Annotated in this window: 3 protein-coding genes; all 3 read right to left on the bottom strand. The window is 40.8% G+C overall.

Annotation, left to right across the window (positions count from 1 at the left end; all coding sequences use genetic code 11):
- Positions 1 to 29 precede the first annotated feature (29 nt).
- Positions 30 to 17,837 carry a T9SS type B sorting domain-containing protein gene (locus I5M07_RS07395; protein ID WP_200105581.1) on the bottom strand — a complete coding sequence of 5,936 codons (17,808 nt, stop codon included), beginning with the start codon at positions 17,835 to 17,837 and terminating at the stop codon, positions 30 to 32.
- A 428-nt stretch (positions 17,838 to 18,265) separates the two neighbouring features.
- Entirely contained in the window at positions 18,266 to 21,115 is a 2,850-nt protein-coding gene (locus tag I5M07_RS07390) for a PorP/SprF family type IX secretion system membrane protein (protein ID WP_200105580.1), read from the bottom strand.
- A 1-nt stretch (position 21,116) separates the two neighbouring features.
- Entirely contained in the window at positions 21,117 to 22,592 is a 1,476-nt protein-coding gene (locus I5M07_RS07385; protein ID WP_200105579.1) for a T9SS type B sorting domain-containing protein, read from the bottom strand.
- Positions 22,593 to 22,689 lie beyond the last annotated feature (97 nt).

The raw sequence follows: 22,689 nt of genomic DNA, 5'->3' as shown, positions 1-22,689 counted from the left end.
TAGTTAACATCCGATTTGGGTTTAGAATGTTATCTGTATAGGGTAAAGTGACCAACAAATTCGCGATCGTCTTTTTTGTTATTCAATTTCAATACGTACCAGTAATCACCCGTTGGCAATTCGGCTCCTTTGTATTTACCGTCCCAACCTTGACCCAAGCGGTATTTACCCACTTCACGTCCGTAGCGATCAAAAATCACAAAGGTTAAATCTGGATAAATATTGGTACAACCTGGTGCCCAAGTATCTTGATTACCATCGCCATTTGGCGTGAAGTAATTCGGGATACATACATCGATATATTCGAAATACTGGGTTACTGTAGCCGTACAACCGTTTTTATCGCGTACGATTACCGTATAATTATCTGATTTGTAAATAATGAACTTGTTGTTGCTTGTAAACGGTTCGCCATTGAAGCTGTACTCGTAGTCGCCACCGCCACCGGTAGCCGTAGCCACGATTTCGTTCATATCGCCATCGGCAAGCGTTAAGGCCAATGGATCTACTTGGGCTACATCAAAAATGGTCGTCATTTTTTCGCAACCGTTGTTGTGTTTCGCTACTACAAAGTGCGGTCCAGGTGCTACATTAGCAAATACGTTGCTTGCTTGGAAAGTACCTGAGCCATCTAAATCGTATTGTACTTCAGCTGGATCGTTACTTGCGTCGATGGTCACGGTGATTAAATTCGCCGCTGCATTGTTCACACAGTCGTAGGTTACCTCAGCCGTTGGGTTTAAAATAACCGGATCTGGCAAGATTACTTCTAATTCTGACAAACATCCCATACTGTCTTTGATGTACACGATGTGTGTTCCACCCGAAAGGTTCATGAAATCAAATTGTACCTGACCTGCAACTCCAGCTGTATAGGTCGCATTGGCATCATCTAACACCACGCTATACGGTGCAACTCCACCTGCTACTGTAATACTGAACGCTCCGTCATCGTCGCCTTCGCAAACTTCAGGTTGGATAGACGTTGTGATTACCTGACCGTATAAAATATCGGGTTGGGTAATATCAAAGTCGTTGATATGGAAACAGCCTAATTCATCTTGTACAATTACTTGGTAGTGCCCTGGCTCTAAATCTTCGAACACTCCCGAGTTGAAGAATTGGTCCATACGTGGTGAAATGGCAAATTGAATTTGACCTGTTCCTCCCGAGGCTGTCACTACATAACGACCGTTGTTTTCCCCATTACAAGTCACTGGCGTAGGTACTCCTGTACTGGTTAATGGCGTTAGTGGTTCTTCTATTACTTCTTGTACCGAAGTGGCCACACAGTCTACTGAATTTACACGAACCGAATAGGTACCCGCTACCAGTCCGTCAAAACGACCCGGTGTGCTTTGTACCGGTTGCGGACTCACAGCATTTCCACCTGCATCTAACAAGGTATACACATAGTTTCCTAAACCACCGGTAGCTTTTGCTACTATTACTCCCGTAGCATCACCTGTACAGTTTACTTTGGCATTTTCTATATTTAAGTCAACTACTAATGGCTCTAAAGTTGGCACTTCAATATCGTTAGAAATGAAGTCCACACAACCATTCGCATCTTTTACATAGTAATGGTAAACGCCTGGCGTTACCTCAAAAGAAACTGTTGAACTGAACGTTGCAGCCGAATAGGTTACATTATCGGTACTGTACGTATATGGCGCTGTTCCACCTGTAGCGGTTAAGGTTAACTGCGTAAGCGTATTACACGTTTGTGTACGCGTTACTGCTAAACTTGGTACCACTTCTGTTGGTTCTGCAATGGTTACTGGTGCCGATTCTACCGTACAATTCCAACCGTCGTTTACCGTAATCGAATAGGTTCCTGCACCTAAATTGGCAAATACCGGATCGATTTGTGGGCCAGAAGACACCACTGGATTTTGCGACAAGTAATTCAACGTATAGGTATAATTAGACCCTTGCCCACCTGTAGCCGAAGCCGTAAGGGTAGCCGTAGTATCACCATTACATAGTAACATGGTTACACTTGGCGTAGCCGTTACTGCAATAGGTGCTGGATTTACTAAAACAACAGTAGCCGTTGCAATACATCCGTTAGTATCACGAACATTTACCGTATAATTTCCAGCAGTTAAGGCTGTAAATTCGTATTGCGCCCCGTATCCCACTACCTCTGCACCGTCTTTGATTAATTGGTATTGGTAGGCCGTAGCACCTCCCACATTCCAACCACCTGCAGCACTTACTGTAATGGTTCCGTCGTTGTTTCCACTCACACACGTAATATCGGTATGTGTTTCGGTTAGGGTTAATTCCGCAGCCGGTTGTACAATAGTAAAGGTCGTGTTCACGGTACAGTAAGGCGTGTTCACCAAAGTAGCCGATACCGTATAATTCCCTGCTAACAATCCCGTTAAGCTTAACGGCCCTGCTGTTGCTGATGTACCCGTACTAGGTGTTGGGCCATTCACTACATACGTAAACGCTCCTGCCTCATTGGTTGGTGTAGGCACTGTGTCTACTAAGGTAATATCTACCGCTCCTGTAGCCGAACCGTAACAAATGACATCGCTGGTTTTCACCGCTTGCAATTGGAAGGTATTTGGGTTGTTTACATAATGTACTTTACGAATGCTACATCCTGTTGCCGGGTTGGTTACCGTGATGATGTAATCTCCGATTGTTAATCCTACGAATTGACCTGTTGTGTTATTTTGATTGTACGCATTACCATTCGTTCCTACTACACGATACTCCAATTGAGCTGGCGTACCGCCTGTAGTCGTTGCACTAACCGTAATGTCTTCTTCCCCAATACACGTTTTCGCGTTATTTATAGTTACGGTAATGTCCTCTAAATTGATGAATGGATCAATCGTAATTGGAGCCGTAGTTATGCCCGTACAACCTTTTGAGTCGGTTACCGAAACGCTATACGAACCACCTGCATAATTCAATTCGGTATACACATTTGAAGCCGAACGTTGTACGCTGATACCGTTTTTGAAGAATTCATAACTTCTATAATCTGACGAACCACCTGTTACGTTGGTAACTGAAATGGTAGCGCTATTGCTTGCATTTCCGCTGGTACATGCAAATTGTGTTATAGTTGGTGCGTTAACCACAATCACGTCTGGTTGTATAATTGTAACATCCTCTTGGGCTTCACAACCGCGACCTGAAATGACTCTCACGGTATAATCGCCTGCTTCTAGATTTGCAAAAACTGAAGCTGTTTGAGCTGGACGTAAAATATTTGTTACTCCTCCAATGGTTCTAGACAATTCATAAGTGTAAACTGGATTATCATTTACTCCTGGAGCATTTGGTGCTAGCGTAGCCGTAATTGTTCCGTTGCTGCCTCCGTTACAACTCACATCGGTTTTGGCCAATGTAAATCCGGTGATTTGAGTTGCCGCTATCAAATTAAGTGTAACCGTATCGGTACAACCTGTCGCCACATCACGAACCTGAACGGTATGCGTGCCCAGTGTTACTCCAGTAAAGGTATGCGTATCAGCCGTCACCACAGCTCCTCCATCTAGAGTAAATCTATAGTTTCCTGTTCCTGAGCCACCCGTTGCGGCTACCGAAATTACCCCGTTGTTCACATTACAAGCTGGTAAAGCGGTAATGCTTGCTTGCAAATCAATTGGTGCTAAAATTTCAACTGGTACTGGAGTAGCAATAGTACAACCGTTGGCATCACGCACTACTATATTATAAGTTCCAGGTGTATGTACCGTAAACACGTTAGAATCAACAAAACCAGCTCCAATACTGTATTTATACGGTGCCATACCCGTTCCTACATTTACGGTAAACGTATAACTACCATCTAACGCAGGGCATTGTGATAAACCAGCAATTGTAATATTATCAGGCAATGGATCTGTTGTAACAGTCACATCAATTTGATCCGTACAACCATTTGCATCTTGTACCCAAACATCCCAATCCGCAATAGTTTTGTCTAATAGTGCCGAAGGACTGTTTTGATAATTAGCTGCCGTAGGCACTACACTGTCTTGCACAAAAGCATATTTATACCCTGGTGTACCGCCTGTTGCTTGTACCGTTACCGTAGCATCTGTGTTACAAGTGGCATTGATTACCGGCCCTAAAGTTAATTGAACCGCTGTTGGCTCTGTAACCGTTGCTGGAGCCGAAGCCGCACAACCGGTTACATTATCCGTAATATTCAACGTATAACTTCCTGCTGGTAAATCTGTAATGGTTACAGTATCTCCAGAAATTGTTTGATTACCTAATGACGGATTTAGAACCGCTGTAAATGCTCCAGCATTATTTGCAACCTTAAACTCTAATGTACCGTTGCTTTGTCCGATACAAGAAACCGCTTGAGTTTGTTGTCCGTTAACTGTAATATTCACCAATTGTTTTACTTCATAATATTGTGTAGCAGTACAATCGTTTTCATCTTTTACTTGGAATAAATAGGTTCCAGCAGTTAAACCTGTGAATTCAGGATTTGTTCCATTAGAAACAACTGTAGGCTCCAATATAGTGTATTCTAAAGCACCCACTCCCGTTCCTGTTGTAGCCGTTACGGTTACCGTACTTGTAGTACTTGTAGATGGAGCACACCATATATCAGTTCCTGTAATAGAAGCTATTGCTGGTGGATTTAAGTCATCTATAGTAGTACTAACTGCTGCTGGAATGGTACAACCATTCGCATCGCGCACGTAAATGGTAACCGGCCCAGCAGTAGTCGTTTTGTACTCAAAAGTATTTGGCGTACCTGTATTGCTACCGGTAAAATCGGTCCCGTTGAAACTAAATTGGTACGGCGCCGTTCCTGTAGCAGGATCTACTGTTACGGTTACTACTGCTTGCTGGGCTGCATTGCCTGCGCCACAAGATAATGGTGTGGTAACATCGATAGTAGCAGCTAGCTCTAACGGTTGTGTAATATCTACTACTTGAGCAGTAGACAAACAACCTTTGGCGTCTCTTACGACCACGTTATAAACACCCGCATCATTTAAGCCTGTAAACAGATTTGAAGATTGCCATGTTACACCATTATCTTTACTGTATTCATAAGGTGCTAAACCATTTGCAGCGGTTACGGTAATCGAGCCGTTGTTACCACCAAAACAACTTACATTAACTTGGGTCTGAGTAAATGTTGGGGTAGTTTGCGGACTAGCCGTAATTACTCTTGAAAGTGCCGTACAACCTTGGTCATCCGTAACACGGAAAATATAAGTTCCTGGCGCATTCGCTACAATAGTATGCGTAGTTCCTGCAGTTGTAGCATTCCATGTTGAACCATTGTTACTTGAAACTTCATACGTTGTATACGTACCAGAACCTTGAGTTGCTTGTAAAGTAACTACAGCGTCTGGTGAAGCGAAACAGGTAATATCTTGTGTTAAACTGGCCTCTAACAACAATTGTTGATTAAATGTGTAGGTTGTTGAATTGACACATCCATTAGCATCTTTAATGTAGAATTTATACGTTCCAGGAGCATTTAAGGTAAAGTTACCTGTACTATTATACGTATTTCCAATACTGAATTCGTATGGAGCTACTCCGTTTGAACCTGTCAACGTTATATTCACAGGGCTACCATCGTAACATACTGTCGCAGTAAAGGCATTGATGGTTGGTTCTGAATCCAAAGTAATCGAGAAATTATCTTGTGTTGTACATCCGTTAGCATCTATAACATAAACCGTCCAATCACTTCCTAAACTGTAATCAAGAACTGCATCCGGAGAAGTAGAATAATCACTAGGAGCAGGTAAAATTGATGCTGCTGTTAATCCATACGCGTATTTATAATTTGGCGTTCCACCGTTAGCGACAGCTGTTACTTTAGCACCGAAATTACAATTTGCTGCTTTTACTTGGCTTCCAACTACGCTAAGCGGTGCTGTTGGTTGTGCAATGGTTACTGTAAAATCATCTGTACATCCGGTTGTATCATCAGTAACTGTTACTGTATAACTTCCAGCTATTAAATCTGTTAACGTAATTATATTTCCTGTTTGAGTCAATGTTCCTGTTCCTGTAGTTAACGCAGGAGTATAACTTCCTGTGAAATCTCCCACTGTAAACACTGCCTCGCCATTATTTCCATTGTAGCAAGCTACATCAGCTGTTACTTGACCCGAAACCGTGATGTTGGTAACATTTTCTACGGTATAGGATTCGGTGTAGGTACATCCGTTGGCATCGGTTACTTGGAATAAATAAGTACCTGGTAATAAGCCTGCAAAAACAGGATTTGTATTATTCTCCAAGAAGCTAGGTGCAATCATTTGATACGTTAAACCTGTTGTAACTGTACCAGCTCCATTTTGAACATTGCTCAACGCTACTGTACTCGTTGGACCTCCTGCTCCTTGTACAACACAATAAATTGGTGTACCTGTAATGTCCATATCCGTTGGTGGGTCAAGGGCAGGGATGTTGATTGTTTCTGAATCTATACAACCATTAGCATCTTTAGCCCAAATTGTAAAGTTACCTGAGTCGTATGTTTCAAAAACATTTTGTGATGAGAACTCTATACCATCTGTACCATAGGTATAACCTCCTGCTCCACCCGAAGCCGAAGCCGTAATTGTCGCTTTATTTGTACTATTTGCGGTACCACAAGTTAATGCTTGGGTTAATATAGCAGAAGCAATCACTGGGGATGGATCTATAATGGTAACATCTTCTGTTTCAGAACAACCTCTACCCGAGTTCACTTGAACAGTATAGGTTCCAGCTGGTAAGCCATTAAATACGTTTGATGATTGCGCTGGACGAGTTACTGGACCAACCATAATTTCATACGTATAATTTGGATTATTATTCGTTGCATCCAAAATTACTGTAATACTACCATTTGCATCTGTAGGACACAATGGTGCAATAGTGGTAGCTGTAAAGGTAACTGGAGTTGGAGCGCTCAAGGTTACAATCGCGGTTGTACTACAATTTGTTGGTGTAGCGGTATCGGTCATTGTAACTGTGTACGTTCCCGCTGGTAATCCAGAAATTACACCTGTTGTTTGATTTATAGTTACTCCAACTGGTGAAGGAGAAATACCGTAGGTATAATTTCCTGTTCCTCCTGTTCCTGACATGGTAATTACCCCATCATTAATAGCACATATTGGTAATGCCGTAAGTGCTGGTGTAGCTATTAAAGGCTCATCAATAGTAATTGGTTTACTATCGATACATCCATTAGCATCTTTAATAACAATTGTATGCGGACCAGAGTGTAGACCACTAACGATATAAGGTAATCCAGTAATTGGGCTAAAAGTGCTATTATCCAAGCTTATGGAATAGGTTCCCATTCCAGCTGTAACTTGAGTTACTTCAATTGCAAAAGTATCCTCCGCCACACATTTGTTTACTACAGACAAATCAATTTCCGGTTCAGGGTCTTTAGCAATAGTAACCGTTTCAGAATCAGTACAACCGTTGGCATCGGTAACCGTGATTGTCCATGTTGTATTAACATTATAATCCAACTCTAATACATTTGTGCTGCTGTTTACGGTAGTAGTACCTGCAACTGCACTGTAGATGTATGGTCCCGTTCCTCCTGTAGTTGTTACACGAACTTGAGCTGGTTTATCACAGGTTGCGTTCACATTGGAAACAATGCTAAGATTAACTGGTTGGGTTGGTTGACTGATTTCAAAAGATTCAGAACTTGTACATTTAGTACCATCTAATTCTGTCACTCTAATTGTATATGAACCTGCAGCTAAGCCTGTAAAACTATCACTAATTGATGTTAATCCAGTTACATCAATAGGACTTTTAACAACAGGAGTCGTTAATGGTAAATTTGTCAGTTGATCTAAAACTTCAAATTTCAAGGAAGTTGTTCCAGCACCAAATTCAGAAACTGTAAAATTTACTGTACCATTAGTAGTAGCAGGCGAAGTATTACAAGTGACATTCGTTGTTGTAATTGGATTAATTTTTATATCTGATAATGCAGGAATCTTAACTTCAACAATGGATGTACATAAATTATTATCTAATACTTGGAAATAATAGGTTTGACCAAAATTCAATCCTGTGAACTGTGCTGTAGTTGAAGATGTAGGTGCTTGCGAAACTCCTCCATAAATTGAATAAATATAATCTGGTGCAGATGGATAAGCGGTATCTAAAGCTAAATTAACTGTTGCTCCAATTTCACAAGTACCTCCAATACTAGGTGGTAAAAATTTTAAGTATGGAACTGTATTAATACGCTGTTTCTCACTTGTGAACTCACATCCTTTAGAATCCACAACTGTTACATAATAATCACCAAAATCAAGTGCATTACTAAAAACATAAGGTACTGTTGGTGTTGGTAAAGTCGTCAATACCTCTGTACGTAATACAGTATGCGAAGCATTTAATAATGAAACAGTAAATGGCGCACTACCTCCTGTAATGTCATTAATTTGAATGCTACCTGGCACGTCAGCTGCATTACATTGAATATCATTTGTTTGAATAACTGCAACAATAGCCGCAGGATCAGTCAAGGTAACATCATCACTAAACGGACATCCTTTCGCATCACGAATTACGTAAGTATACGTTCCTGCTGTTAAACCACCAAATATATTGGTATCCACAAAAGTTAGCCCATTATTGATACTGTATTCAAATGGAGCTTCCCCAGCTGTTGCTGTTAACGTAATCGAACCGTCATTGTAACCGTTACAAGTAGGGTCAACTCCGACACCCGTTCCTGCCACTATTACAGGAGTTGTTATTGTAATAACGTTAGTCTCTTTAGGACAACCATTAGCATCTGTAATTAGGAACTGATACGTACCTGCAGCAGTTGCTGTATAGGTAAATGTATTTCCTGTAACTGTAGTGGTTGCGCCATAAGTACCTCCGTTGTATTTTACTGCATAGGTAAAATCAGCTAAACCGCCATTAATGACTACACTTATTAGAGCATTTTCATTTCCAACTTCACAAGTTAGATCCTTCACTAAAGTCGCCACTGGATTTATCGCTGGGCTCACTGTAATTGATTCCGTATCGGTACAACCGTTAGCATCAGTAACAGTTACTTGATACGTTCCTGGGGCAACTGTAAAAATATTATTATTAGTGCCTGTTGGAGCAAATGCTGTGTTTATAGTATAGACAAAAGGAGCCACACCAATAGTATTGGTCGCTTCAATTGTAAATGTATTTCCAGAAGCCAAACATTGATTCGTTACGTCCAATGACAACACAGGGACATCATCCGTAGTAATAGTTACATCAATTGGTGTCGCAATGGTACAACCATTAGCATCTTTTACCCAAACATCCCAAGCAGTAGCTTCAGCAGGGTCTAAATTAGCCACATAACGATTTGTACCCGACACGTAATCGCTATCCGTTGGTGTTACTCCATCATGTACAAAAGCATATTTGTAATTTGGTGTACCCCCCAATGCATTAATAGTTACTACTGCATACGGCGTTTTACAATTGGCATTTACAACTGGATCTAAACTAGCGGTAACTGCTGTCGTTGGTGCAATAATTGTAACTGGAGCCGTTGCTGTACAACCTGTACCATCATCCGTAACTGTAAAAGTATAGTTGTTTCCTGCTGGTAGGTTACTATATGTATATGTATTGGTTCCTGTAGCAGAAGGAGTATAGGTGGCGCCTGTATCATTATTAGTTAAAGATTCCGCTGCGGTTCCTACTAAATTACCAATTGTAAAACGTGCACTTCCGGTACTAAAACCATAACACGCTACATCCGTTTTGGCACTTAAAACAGCCGTTACCTGAATTTTATCGTTCACGCGATACGATTGAGTTGCATAACAACCGTTGGCATCGGTTACACGGAAAGTGTATAAACCTGGGGTTAATCCTGTAAAAACACCGGTTGTTGCGCCAGTATTGTTTACCACAGGTCCAGTAACTATAGAATATGCTAATGGCAATACTCCTGTTCCTGCAGTTCTAGTAACTGTTACCGTACTTTCGGTAGTATTACATGTAATACTTGAACCAGAAATTCCAGAGATAGTTGGTGGGTTTAAACGCTCTAAAGTTCCGCTTCCAGAAATGGTACAGCCGTTAGCATCTTGAACCTCATAACTATATGGTTGGTCTAAACCATTGTCATTTAAAGTTAAAACGTTATTGGTAGTAAAACTTCCTGTTCCATTAAAACGATATCGGTAAGGTGCTGTTCCTGTTCCGGCCGTTACATTGATGGTAACAGTACCAGCTATTTTAGTTGATCCGTTGGTTGGATTACACGTAAAACCAACTTCAACTGCATCAGCTACTAATTGTGTTGGCTCTGTAATCGTAACATCTACTTGCCCTACACAACCTTTACTGTCTTTTACATAAAATGTATAAGGTGTGTCAGAAGCTGATAAATTATTAAAAGTAGGGTTAGTAGTAAATCCAGATGTTGCATTATTGCTATACGTAAATCCTCCTGAACCTCCTGAACCTTGTAAGGTAACCGAACCGTTATTTCCTCCATTACAAGAAACCTTTACCTGACTTGCGATTGCAACTTTAGGGTCAGTTATGGCTTGTACCTCTGCTGTGGCAATAGTTTGACAAGCTGGTGAATTAGAATCGGTAATTCTAAAAGAATAGCTTCCTGCCGTTGCCGTGGTATATACATTTGTAGGCATTGGAGTATAAGATATTCCTCCATTGGTAGAAACTTCATAAGTATAAGAGACTCTTCCTCCCGAAGCTGTAATTGTTATTTCAGCTTCTGGTGCTGTTGGAGAACAACTTAACTCTCTACTTACTTGCGCATTTGCACTTAATCGAGGGTAAACCGTAAGGGCTGCTGCTGTATTGGTACAACCATTAGCATCACGAACCGTTACCACATAAGGAGCAGTTCTTGAATTGACCGTGAAAGTGTCTGACGATTGGAAAGAAACGCCATCGATACTGTATTCTAATGGCAATACTCCTCCGGTTCCTGTAGCGGTAATGGTAAAGCCGTTATTTGAAGTAGCTGTACACTGATTGTCCAAAACCGCTATTACCGTAGGTGCAGCATCTAAAGTGATGGTTACAGTAGTCATTACAGTACAACCGTTGGCATCTTTTGCCCAAACATCCCACACTAAATTAGCTCCCGAATTGGTATCAACAATAATTGGATTCGCCGCAAAAGCTGTTGGCTCTGGCTGACCCGTAATAACTGCTGCATATGTATAGCCCGCAGTTCCTTCTGAAGCTGTTCCTGTAATTTGTGATTGGTCATTGTTACAATTCACATTTGTTCCTGAAGCATTTAGTGTTAACGCTGTTGGTTGTGCCATGGTAACTTCACGAGTAGCGTCACAACCTGTTGTATTGTCGGTAACGACCACATTATAAGTACCCGCACTCAAATTATTTAAAGTAAATGTACCCGCCGTTTGAGCCGTTACGGCAGTGCCATTATTAACTGTGTAACTATAAGTGCCTGAAAATCCAGAAACGGTAAAGGTTGCCGTTCCTGTTGCGTCACCATTACACAATACATTGGTACTGTTGGCACTCAATGCAATTGGAGTCACCGCATTAATGGTATGCGATTCTTCGTAATAACAACCGTTAGCATCGGTCACTCTGAAGTTGTACGTACCCGGTGCTAAGTTGGCAAATGAACCTGTCGTGTTTGAAGTTACTGCACCTACTGGCGAGGTTATCGAATAAGTTAAAGGAGCTACTCCATTAGTAGCGGTTAGTGTAAGTGTAGTTTGTGGTGCATTACAAGTAATGGCAGCTGCTGCAAATGTTAAATCCGTTGGTGGATTTAATCCATTAACGACAACTGATGTGTTAAATGGACATCCATTTGCATCGGTCACTACAATATTGATCGTTTGATTCGTACCGTTATCGGAAACCGTATATGTATTGCTTCCCGTTGTTATTCCGTTAAAAGTATACGTATAGGGTGATGTTCCCGTTGTTGGTGGTACAACGGTTACTACTGCCGATTGTTTCGCATTGGAAGTATTACAAGACAGTGGTGTTGTTACTGAGGCGGTTGTGGTTAAAGCACTTGGCTGTGTCAACGTAATGGTTCCTGTTCCTTCACAACCTTTACTATCACGAACGGCAAAATTATAGGTAACATCAGCTGATAAACCGGGATAAGTCGTCGTGGTTGTAAACGCACTACCGTTAAAACTATAGGTATAATTCCCTGAACCACCATTTCCAGCTAATATCACTTGACCATTATTACCTCCATTACACGATACCTGAGTTGGAGTAGCACTAACGGTAGGCAATGTAATAGTAGCTACCTGAGCTTGAGCAGTGGTAGTACAACCTGAGGCATCGGTAATTGCAAAATTATAGGTACCTGAAACAGCTGTTGGGTAAGAAATAGTACTGATTCCTGCAGCTAAAGTCGATGAAGATCCTCCGTTTACGGTATATGTATAAGGCTGTGTTCCTCCTGTTATGCCAATAGTGATTACCGCATCGGCAGCAGGATTACACGCTAATTCGGTTACGCTATTTACAGTAGCGCCTAATTGTGGAGCTACTACTATATTATTAATTGTATCATAACAGTTTTTACTATCTGTTACCACAATGGTATGGTTGCCTACTCCAACGTTGGTAAACGTATAAGAGTTAACTGCAGTTTGACCAGGAGCACCATCCAGACTGTACGATAACGTTCCGTTGCCTCCGGTTACGTTCACAACCAAAGTCGCGCCATCGGTAGCATTGTAACACAAATTAGAAGTGGAAGCCAAAGTAGCCGTTGGTGGCGTTGGATCGGTCACCGTAATCGTTGCCGAAGCCGGTGAGGTACAACCATTAGGAACATCTCTCGCCACTACGGTGTAGGTTCCTGCAGGTACATCGGTAAAAGTACCGCCATTATTGCTAAATGCTGTAACTACTGTTTTTCCATCAGCTTTACGTAATTCAAATTCATAAAGTCCTGTTCCACCTGTGGCAGATGCCTGAATAGTAGCACCCTCTGTACAAGTTGGTGGGGTTTGTTCTACTGCCGTAGCTACTAACGCTGCTGGTGCTTTAATCTCGGAGATAAAAGAATACGAACAAGTAGTTCCCGCCACATCGTTTTTCACGATTACTTGGTAAGTACCTGCTTCCAATCCAGGAACCGTCACCGGAGAAGTGGTAGATGTATTCCAAGTTACGCCATTATCTGTAGAGTAATAAAAACCAGTAGCGGTATCAAAGTTGGTAGCGGTAATGGTGATACTGCCGTCATTAGCACCGTTACAAGATACATCTTGAACCTGAGGCTTACCCGCATTAAAAGCTTTACTGCCGTCGATTTCGATAGGGAAGGTACGTTCGTTACCACATGATTTTGGGATTTGACGTACCCAAATGTCATCGATTAAAACATCATTTCCATTAAATTCGTTGCTGTAAGAACGTACGACAAAACTTAAATTATTATAAGCTCCTGGATCTAATGACAATTCTTTAAATTCCCATTTTTCGGATTTTGGAACAACCCAAGGATTGTTAGTATCGGTAGTAGCTACAATTGTTTCTGTTCCTCCTACGCCATTTAAGTTATTCACTAACTGAATAGTTAATTTCGGATCGTCGTGTGATGTTGACGTTTTAACAATTAAATTTTCTGCCCACAGCGAAATTATCACAGGCTGGTTAGGTATTACATCATTAATTGGTTTACTATATAATATACCTCCAATTCCGGCAGTACCGCCCACATTGACACATAAAAAACGTCCCAAAGGATCTGCTGGCACGGTATGATCTTTTGCCACAATCCAAGACCCACTAAATCTCGTTCTTATCGTACTAGCTACGGCATATTCTCCATCGTTAATCCACTCATCCTTATTGCATTTGTAGGCAGGATCAAGATGTGTAGTTGTTTCATCTTCAAAACAATATCCTGGGTTAATTCCTGGTGTCGTGGTGTAAGTCCCTCTACCGAAATCTTCTTGTAATAAATTGCTGTAACTCGAAACCGTTTGTACATTGTATTTTACACGTACATTATGCGTTCCCGAAGGAACATTGGTAAAGACATTGTTTGTAATCGGCGTATTGGCTACAAAGTCGCCTGTGCCGTTTTTTTGGATGTAGTATTCGTAGGTATAAGTGGTTCCTCCGGTAGTTTGCGGTTGGTTTACCACCACGGTAGCCGTAGCCGAACCGTCGCAATTGTATACGGTGTCTACATTATCGTCGATAACGGGGTCTGCTGGTTTTGGGTCTAAGGTTACTTTATACGGGATATTGAAAACACAACCTAATGCGTCTTTAACCGCTAGATTATAAGTTCCTGCTACTACATATTTTTGGCTATCTGGCCCCCAATTTTGACCTCCATCAAAACTATATTGGTAAGCTGGTGTACCGCCTTCTACATTGGTAATACGTAATAAGCCTGTAGGTTCAGTTCCTTGTAAAGGACCACAACCTGCTAATTCACCCACACCTGCCGAAGCGGTAACCCCTGATGTAGGTCCTGTAATAATGATGGTTTGAGCTGGGTCTAATGGACAAGTTATTGTTTCCGTATTATATCCATTATTTATTGGATAGGTCACACTAAAACGCACTAGAACATTATAGGTACCCGCTGTTAAATTGGAGAATGTTGCTCCAGTACTTGTTCCTTCTTTATACGTAGCGCCTCCATTAATACTATACTCTACTTTATAGCCCGTTGCTGGTCCATTTAAAGCAATGTTTATTTCGGCACGGTCGTCGTAGCAATTGGTATTGGTATGTGTTACGGTGTAGCTAGGCTTAGGGGCTGCGTCTACTTGTATGCTTACGGTTTCTTCACAATTGTTTTGTCCTACAACTCTAATGGTATACAAACCTGGCTCGTCTATTTCAATTTCATTAGAGGTTTGGAAAGCTGAAGAACCATTAACGAAATACGAAAAGTTATTGTTATAATTCCTATCTTGAGTAGTAACTACTTTTATGATTCCGTTTGTACAAGCTGTTAAGGGCTTAATTAAAGCTGGTTCTGCTTTGATTTGACCGGCAGCTTCAGTGATTCCAATTGAACCATTCGTATTACAATCTGGAGTTGAAACTGTATAATTATATGAACCTCCATCTAAATTTGTAAAAGTATAATCTGATGACGAAGTTGTCACTTTGTTTACAGAAGAACCGTTTCTAAAAATTTCATAGGTATAAGGTCCAGGCACATCATTGACTGCTACTTTAAGAGTTCCTTTATCACCGTAACATCTAGGATTTGTAATAAATACTTCGGACGTAATATCCCTTTTTCTAATTGTAATGGGATCTGTTTTAAATGTACAAGTTATTCCTGTTGCTCCTACTTGTTTGATATATACAGTATAAACTCCAGCTTGCCAAATATTAAAAGAATTTGCACCTGGATTTGGATCGTAATACCCATTTTCTGTTAAACTATAAGAATACCCAGGTCCTAATCCATCAATTGTTATATTACCTGCTTTATTACAAATAATATCTTTTTGTGATACATTAAAATCTAAAACATTTTTATACACATTAAAGTAGAAACGGTTAAAACACCCCCCTGCATAGTTAATTGTTAAACGGTATTGCCCCGCATTCTGAGCAGAAAAATTGTTTCCTGTTCCCACGGTTCTCCAAGTTGCATTATCCGTTTCATCGGCACAAGTAGTTCCTTGTACTGCAGCATTGCTACTAATTTCCCAAACTATATTGGTACTATCGGTAATGTTCGTAACAATGTCTTTTTTATCATTCGCACCACACAAATAAATATTCGGCAATTGTTTTCCATTATTTGTACAGGTAACGATTTCACTTGCAAAAGGAAGTACCGGGTTTGTGGTTGTATTTCCAAAACGCGTTACCACAAAACTTTGTCTAATCGAAAGACAAGGTGCTTTTGCTTTATTGTAAACATAATAGGTTCCCGGATCGGTAACGGTTAGTGTTCGGTTAGTTCCTAAAATAGTGCCTGAAGTATTACCATCTTTGTCAAAAGGCGATTTTGACCACTTATAACTTTCGTACAAGTCAGCCGCTGTCAAAATAGTATTAGCTCCACAAAGCGTTACTTTTTCTTCAAACTTACAGTCATCAACATCGACTAAAAAGTTTGTAGATTGTGGTATACCCACATTACAGGTGGTATACGACGACAAACTTTTATCTCCGAAAGTACCTTTATTGTATGTTCCTGAATATTCTGATAGTGCAATGTTTTGAATCACGTTCGAACACATATCACTGATCTGATTACAAGACTCTACCACTTTTACTTTAAGTCGAATAACGTAACGCGGATCTTTTTCTTCAACGTATTCTTTTGGAATGGTAAAAACAATGGTTCTTGTAGCAGCATCGTAAGTATAGGTTATTTCATAATTTCTACCATCTATTTTTAAAGGATCTGGTAAGGTTACACTTCCACTTGTATTTGAAAAGGTAGTATTGATGGGTAAAATATCCGTGATGGTAAAATTGGTAGCATTGTCGTTTCCTTGGTTTTGAAAACCAATTTCATAGGTTAACTCTTTACCTAGTCCGACTTCTTGATTTCCGATATTGGCTGGAGGATTTACCGAATAATCGTATACCTCTTTTGTTAAAAGAATTTTAGGTTCAATAATGTCAACGGCAAAAGTAGCTAAGAAAGCAGCAAAACCATCACCCCCTTCCGTATCGGTAAACATTCTAAAAGTACCACTAGTGGCTCCATTAGGTATAACTTTATTATCCGTGTTTGTTATGGAAAGATAATCTATATCATATCCCACATTATTTTCATTGGTAGGATTACGATTAGTAACATGCTGGTTAAACCTTGTAATACTAGCATTAAAAAAATTAGCTTTTGGGTAATCATAATCCTTTCCATTATTTTTTAAAGGAATGGGATTTAAAGAATTGCTTATTGGAGTAAATGACTCCCTTGCTGTAGAAGGAGGTACTAATCCGTTTATAAAAAGTAATCCATCACCTTTCTTACTATAATCCCCATCTAAAGCAGCCATACCAATACTTGCGTTTACGGGGAATGGACTCGGTAACGTTTGGAAACCATCAATTTGTATATCTACATTTAATAATCGATCTGGTCCTGCATCAACATTAGTCATTTTAGCGCCATCAAAAACAGCGATGTATTTACTGGATACAGTTGGACTTTCATAAATCACTACCAATGTCCATCCACCAGCTGCCCCCCCTCTTCGAATACCCGTAGTTGCTCTCATATTAGCAACAGTATATTCTCCATCTGCATCTGCTAAAGGTTGAATAATATTCGTAATATCTTTAAAACAAACGTATACCCCTTGATTGAAATTGTTAGCATTATTCCCTTTAAAAATAACTTCTCTAGGGTTATTTTTATCAGCAATAATATCTACATAATTGGAAGATCTTGGTACTCGTAATTTTACTTGGTTCCAATCATTCTCTGGATTACTTCCACAATTAAAACAATTACCATCAGTACTGGATCCGTTAGGATACATAGCCGACCAATACAAACCAGCAAAAACAATTCTTTTACAACCATTATTAATTGCCAAATTAGCACTACTGGAACTAAAAGTATTTTGACCAATTCCATTATTACCGTCAACGTCTAGATATTTTGCATCTAGCTCATTATTATCTCCTGCTTCATTAAATGGTATTGATTTATTTTTAGGAGTCAGAATTGAATTACCAATGAGCATAATATCTCCTTGAACCTTTAGGTATTTATTTCCATTACCGTCGTTTAGCCTTCCTGTAAAATCAGTTCCATTACTTTGAGCTTGAAGTGCTGTAACACATAAAAAAAAGAAAAAAAGAAAAACAAGTTCGATTGAAATTTTGAACTTCTTTAATAAAGTAGGTTTCTTCATGGTATTCTTAGGTTTGGGCTTTCGCGGTTTAACCGAGGGGCATCGGTTACACCGCTTTGGTCTGTTATGTTTTGGTTTTTTTATTTCGGTTTTCTGTTGTGGGTTGTGGGTTGTGGGTTTCGAACCTTCGACACGCTCAGGGATAGGCTTGCTTTGTCTGAAAACTCCTTACTTCTCACTGTTCACTCGCTTGACACCTCCCTAACCCTCCTCAAGGAGGGAACTGGAAGTCTGCTTTTCTTCTCACTATTCACTATTCACTATTCACTACTCACTCGCTTAACACCTCCCTAACCCTCCTCAAGGAGGGAACTGGAAGCCAGCTTTTCTTTTCACTCTTCACTTCTCACTCTTCACTCACTAGATTCCTCTCGATACGTTTCATTCCGTTTCTCTGCATAAAACACTCGAGGATACGGCATTGGACACTAATTCTCCAACTTCACGACTGCCATTTTTTCGTTGTACGGTTGTTTTCCTTTATTTTCTAGGGCTTTTTGGGCGTCGGTTAAACTATCAAATCGTTCGTAATAAATGTAATACTTACTGGTATTGACATTGTAGAAGAAATTGATGTCATTACGACCCGAAGCCACGGCTTTTTTCAAGAAATCATCGCGTTTGGCCACATCGCTATGTACGGCCAAAATCACGTAATAACCTCCTTTTTCATTCTTCACGTTTTTGATGATTTGCATGTTGGCTTGTTCTTCACCAAAATCAAAATCACTGGCTGTTAACGGCGTTGTACTCAACTTCGTGGTTTCTTTGATGCGTTTTAAAGCCGCTTGATCTTGTGCGTATTTACCTTGATCGTTTTCGAAATTCGCCCGTTTGATGCGGCGTTTTTTCTCAATTTCGGTTTCCACTTTAATTTTCTCTAAGTTGGATAACAAGGCAGCATTCGATTTTTCGGCTTGCGCTTGTTCTGCTTTTAAATCTTCGATTTTTTGCGCGTACATTTTGTTCAACGCATCGTTTTTATCCGGCACCGTTTTCAATCGGTCATTATACAACTTCGTTACGTTGTCTAATGCCATTTTTTGACTGCGGTTGACTTCGTTGATTTGGTTTTTAAGTGCTTCTAATTTGGCATTCTCTTCGGCTACGCTTTTGAAAACCAATTCTTTTGGCGCTTTGTAAATTCCTTTTTCGCTCAAATCGTTCTCCTCACGCATGTCATCTAATTCTTTTTGTTTAGAAGCTACGGTTGCGTTCAACTGACCGATTAAATCTTGTTGTTTTTTATAATTTGCATCCCAATTATCGGTCAAATTATCAATTGATTTGGCGGTTTGGTCTTTTGCGTTTGCATTGGCCAATAGAGCTGCTGCTTCGGCATCGGCCTTGGCTTTCGCATCGGCGGCTAATTTCAATTGCAGTGCCTCGGCGTCCGCTTTGGCTTTTGCTTCAGCGGCTAATCTTGCTTTTTCCGCTTCGGCTAGTGCAGCTGCTTTTTCTTCGGCTGCTTGTTTGGCTTGCAAGGCTTCGGCGTCGGCTTTCGCTTTGGCATCGGCCGCTAATTTGGCTTTCAAGGCCTCGGCATCTGCTTTGGCTTTGGCGTCGGCGGCTAACCTTGCTTTTTCTGCTTCGGCTTCTTTTTTGACTTTTTCTTCCGCGGCTATTTTAGCCAATAACGCTTCGGCATCCGCTTTCGCTTTGGCATCGGCGGCTAATTTGGCTTTTAAGGCCTCGGCATCTGCTTTGGCTTTTGCTTCAGCGGCTAATTTTGCTTTCAAGGCTTCCGCATCGGCTTTGGCTTTCGCTTCGGCAGCTAGTTTTGCTTCTTGTGCCTCTGCATCCGCTTTGGCTTTCGCATCAGCAGCTAATTTCACTTTCAAGGCTTCCGCATCGGCTTTCGCTTTGGCTTCGGCTGCCAGTTTCGCTTTCAAGGCTTCGGCATCCGCTTTTGTTTTGGCTTCGGCGGCTAATTTAGCTTGTTGTGCAGCAGCAGCTTCTTTTGCTTTGGCATCGGCAGCTTGTTTGGCTTGCAACGCTTCTGCATCCGCTTTGGCTTTCGCATCGGCGGCTAATTTCGCTTTCATCGCCTCTGCATCGGCTTTCGCTTTGGCATCGGCTGCTAATTTGGCTTTGGTTGCTTCTGCATCGGCTTTCACTTTAGCATCGGCCGCTAATTTCGCTTTCAGGGCTTCGGCGTCGGCTTTGGCTTTCATATCGGCAGCCAACTTGGCTTGCATGGCTTCGGCATCGGCTTTCGCTTTGGCATCGGCGGCTAATTTGGCTTGTGCGGCACGTTCTTGTGGTGTTACGCGAGGTAATGGTGCTTTGTTGGTAGCTGCCACTGGTTTTCGCACCGGTGCAGGCGTTATCAAGGCGCCTTCTTCGTCCTCTCCGTAATAATAGTTTTTACTTGTAAATTTATACGCAATTACAAATTCATGAGAAGCGCCGAAATTGGAAAAATTTCCTGTTCCTTTTTCGTAATTGTATTCGATGGCAATTTTAGGACTGATGTTGACACCTAATCCGGCCGAAAAGCCATACAGGGTGTTGTATCCCCCCTGAGCCCATGCTCCTTGCGGAATGGTTATCATAGCCAAACCTGAAATAACTGTTTTTTCTTTTTTAAATTCGGAACGTACTAAACCTGAAAATTTACTTCGGTCGAAAAAGCCATACGAATCAAAATAACCCGTGTACATAGCGTGTACTTGCAGTCCTTGTTCGGGATTGTCTTTTAGCATTTCGGAAGTAGCAAAGTTATAGGCTACTAAATTGTTGACTGCTAATCCGACATCCCAAAATGCATTTCCGTAGTTAATACCGGGACTCACTGCTAACAACATGTTCGATGGCACATTATCTAAGGCGGGATCAGGATAATTAACCACAACTTTTCCGTTGTTGAGTCCACTTTTATATCCGGCCACATTTAAACCAAAAGTCAAATTACTTTCTTCTTGAAGTACCAAGTTGTGCGCAAAATTGGCGATTACACCAAAAGTCGTTAACACCCCATAATTTTGCTGAAAAACCCCTACTCCAATTCCTTCGTTTTCTAAGAATCTCCCTGAATAACTGAACAAGTAGGTTTGTGGTGCATCATCGAATTGTACCCATTGTCTTTTGTTATAAAAACTGGCATACGAAGCCGATTCACGAGCAAAACTAAAAGCAGGATTGATGGTATATCGGTTGAATTTTAAAGAATTTCGTACCGGTAAAGCAAAAGAAACCACTCCATTATCCGTTTCTTGTGCTTGGATGGAGGGGTTTAAGCCGTAAAATAAAGTTATGAATAGTAAAATTTTCTTCATATTATTTTATTACCGTTATCGATCCTTTTTTAACCTTATTATCCGCAGTGGTAATAATATAAAAGTACACTGGGTTTATATTTTTCACATCGAGTGCTGGTGTAGGCCAATCGTTTTGGTAATTGGTCGTGTCCAAAACCACTTCGCCATACGCGCTGATGATTTGTATTTTTACGTTTTCTTTGTTGGTATATTCTTGCGGTAAGATCCAAGTATCATTCACGAAATCGCCATTTGGACTAATTAAATTTGGAATATTCGCTACGTCTGGAAACGGATCAGGATCACTGTCGTATCGAATTATAAAAGGCAATTCTGTATTCACTGTACAACTTCCCGTTTGCGAAACCACTACTTTGTAATTTCCTTTAACTGTTGCCGAATAGGTTGCTGCGGTAGCTCCACTAATCTCTTTATCGTTTAAAAACCATTGGTAAGTTGGGTTTGGTGCATCGGTAGTAATTGCTACTGATACACTTTCTCCTGGAGTGATTACGGTGGTTTCTGGGCTTAATGGGATGTTTAAACTGGCGTTCAATTGGAATTCTTGCAGCGCAATAGCCGCATTGGCCTGGCATCCGCCGTAATCTACACTAACCGAATAGGTTCCGGCCGTTGCAGCCGAATAGGTTTGTTGGGTAGCTCCCGCAATAGCTTGATTGTCTTTGTACCACTGATAAGATTGACCTGCTGGTGTGCTTAAAGTCGTATGTCCTTCACTAGGACAGAATGGATTTCCTTGACTAGAAGTAATCGTAGCGGTACCATTAGTAGACGAAGACGTAATGGTTACGCGATTGGAATACGAATCGGAGGTACAGGTTCCGTAATTGGTCTCTACGTAATAAACACCTGGTTGCGTTACCGTATAGGTTCCAGAAGTAGCTTGTGCCACTAAAGTAGGTGGTACGTTAAGGGTTGGTGTGCTATTATCGCGGTACCAATTGTAGGTTAAAAAAGTAAATTCTAAAGGTGAATTGTTTACCCCGTTTCCGTTCGGATCAATTTTTAAAATATAACTGCCTCCCGAGCAAAATGCCGCAGCAGGAATGCTATTGTTAATGGTAAATTGGGTGTCGTGTGGTTTGTAATAGGCCGCGAAAACAGTTGAATTTTGCCCAGTAGTGGCAGGTGTGGTCGCTTTCACTCTAATTTTATATCCTTCACCTGAAGTGGAAGTAGGAAAAGCTACTTTGACTTGTGTTCCGGTTGTGGTAATGCTTCCTTTCTCGGAGGTATACAAAACAGTCGGTGTAGTAAAATTGCCCATGGGGTCGGACAATTCTACTACAAACTGATTATTGGCGTCTAACGAAGTTGAAGTAGCAAAATTAATTGTAACACCAAATTCATTAAAACTAGGATTTGCACAAGCTTGTGTAAAGGATAGAGTAGGCTTTCCTATAACAAACTGCGCAATTAAATTTTGTGACATTGGCATAACCAACATCCAGATAAAAAGAATTTTTTTAAACATTTGGGGCGTATTCTTTTTTAAAAATTCTTTGCCATTATTTTATGTAGTACAAGGAACTGCGTTTTACCACAATTCCTTGTTCCTGTGGTATTCTAAC

The organism is Flavobacterium agrisoli, from assembly GCF_016522065.1.
Classification (GTDB): Bacteria; Bacteroidota; Bacteroidia; order Flavobacteriales; family Flavobacteriaceae; genus Flavobacterium; species Flavobacterium agrisoli.
The sequence above is the reverse complement of the archived record's forward strand: the minus strand, read 5'-3'. Positions and strand labels throughout refer to the sequence as shown.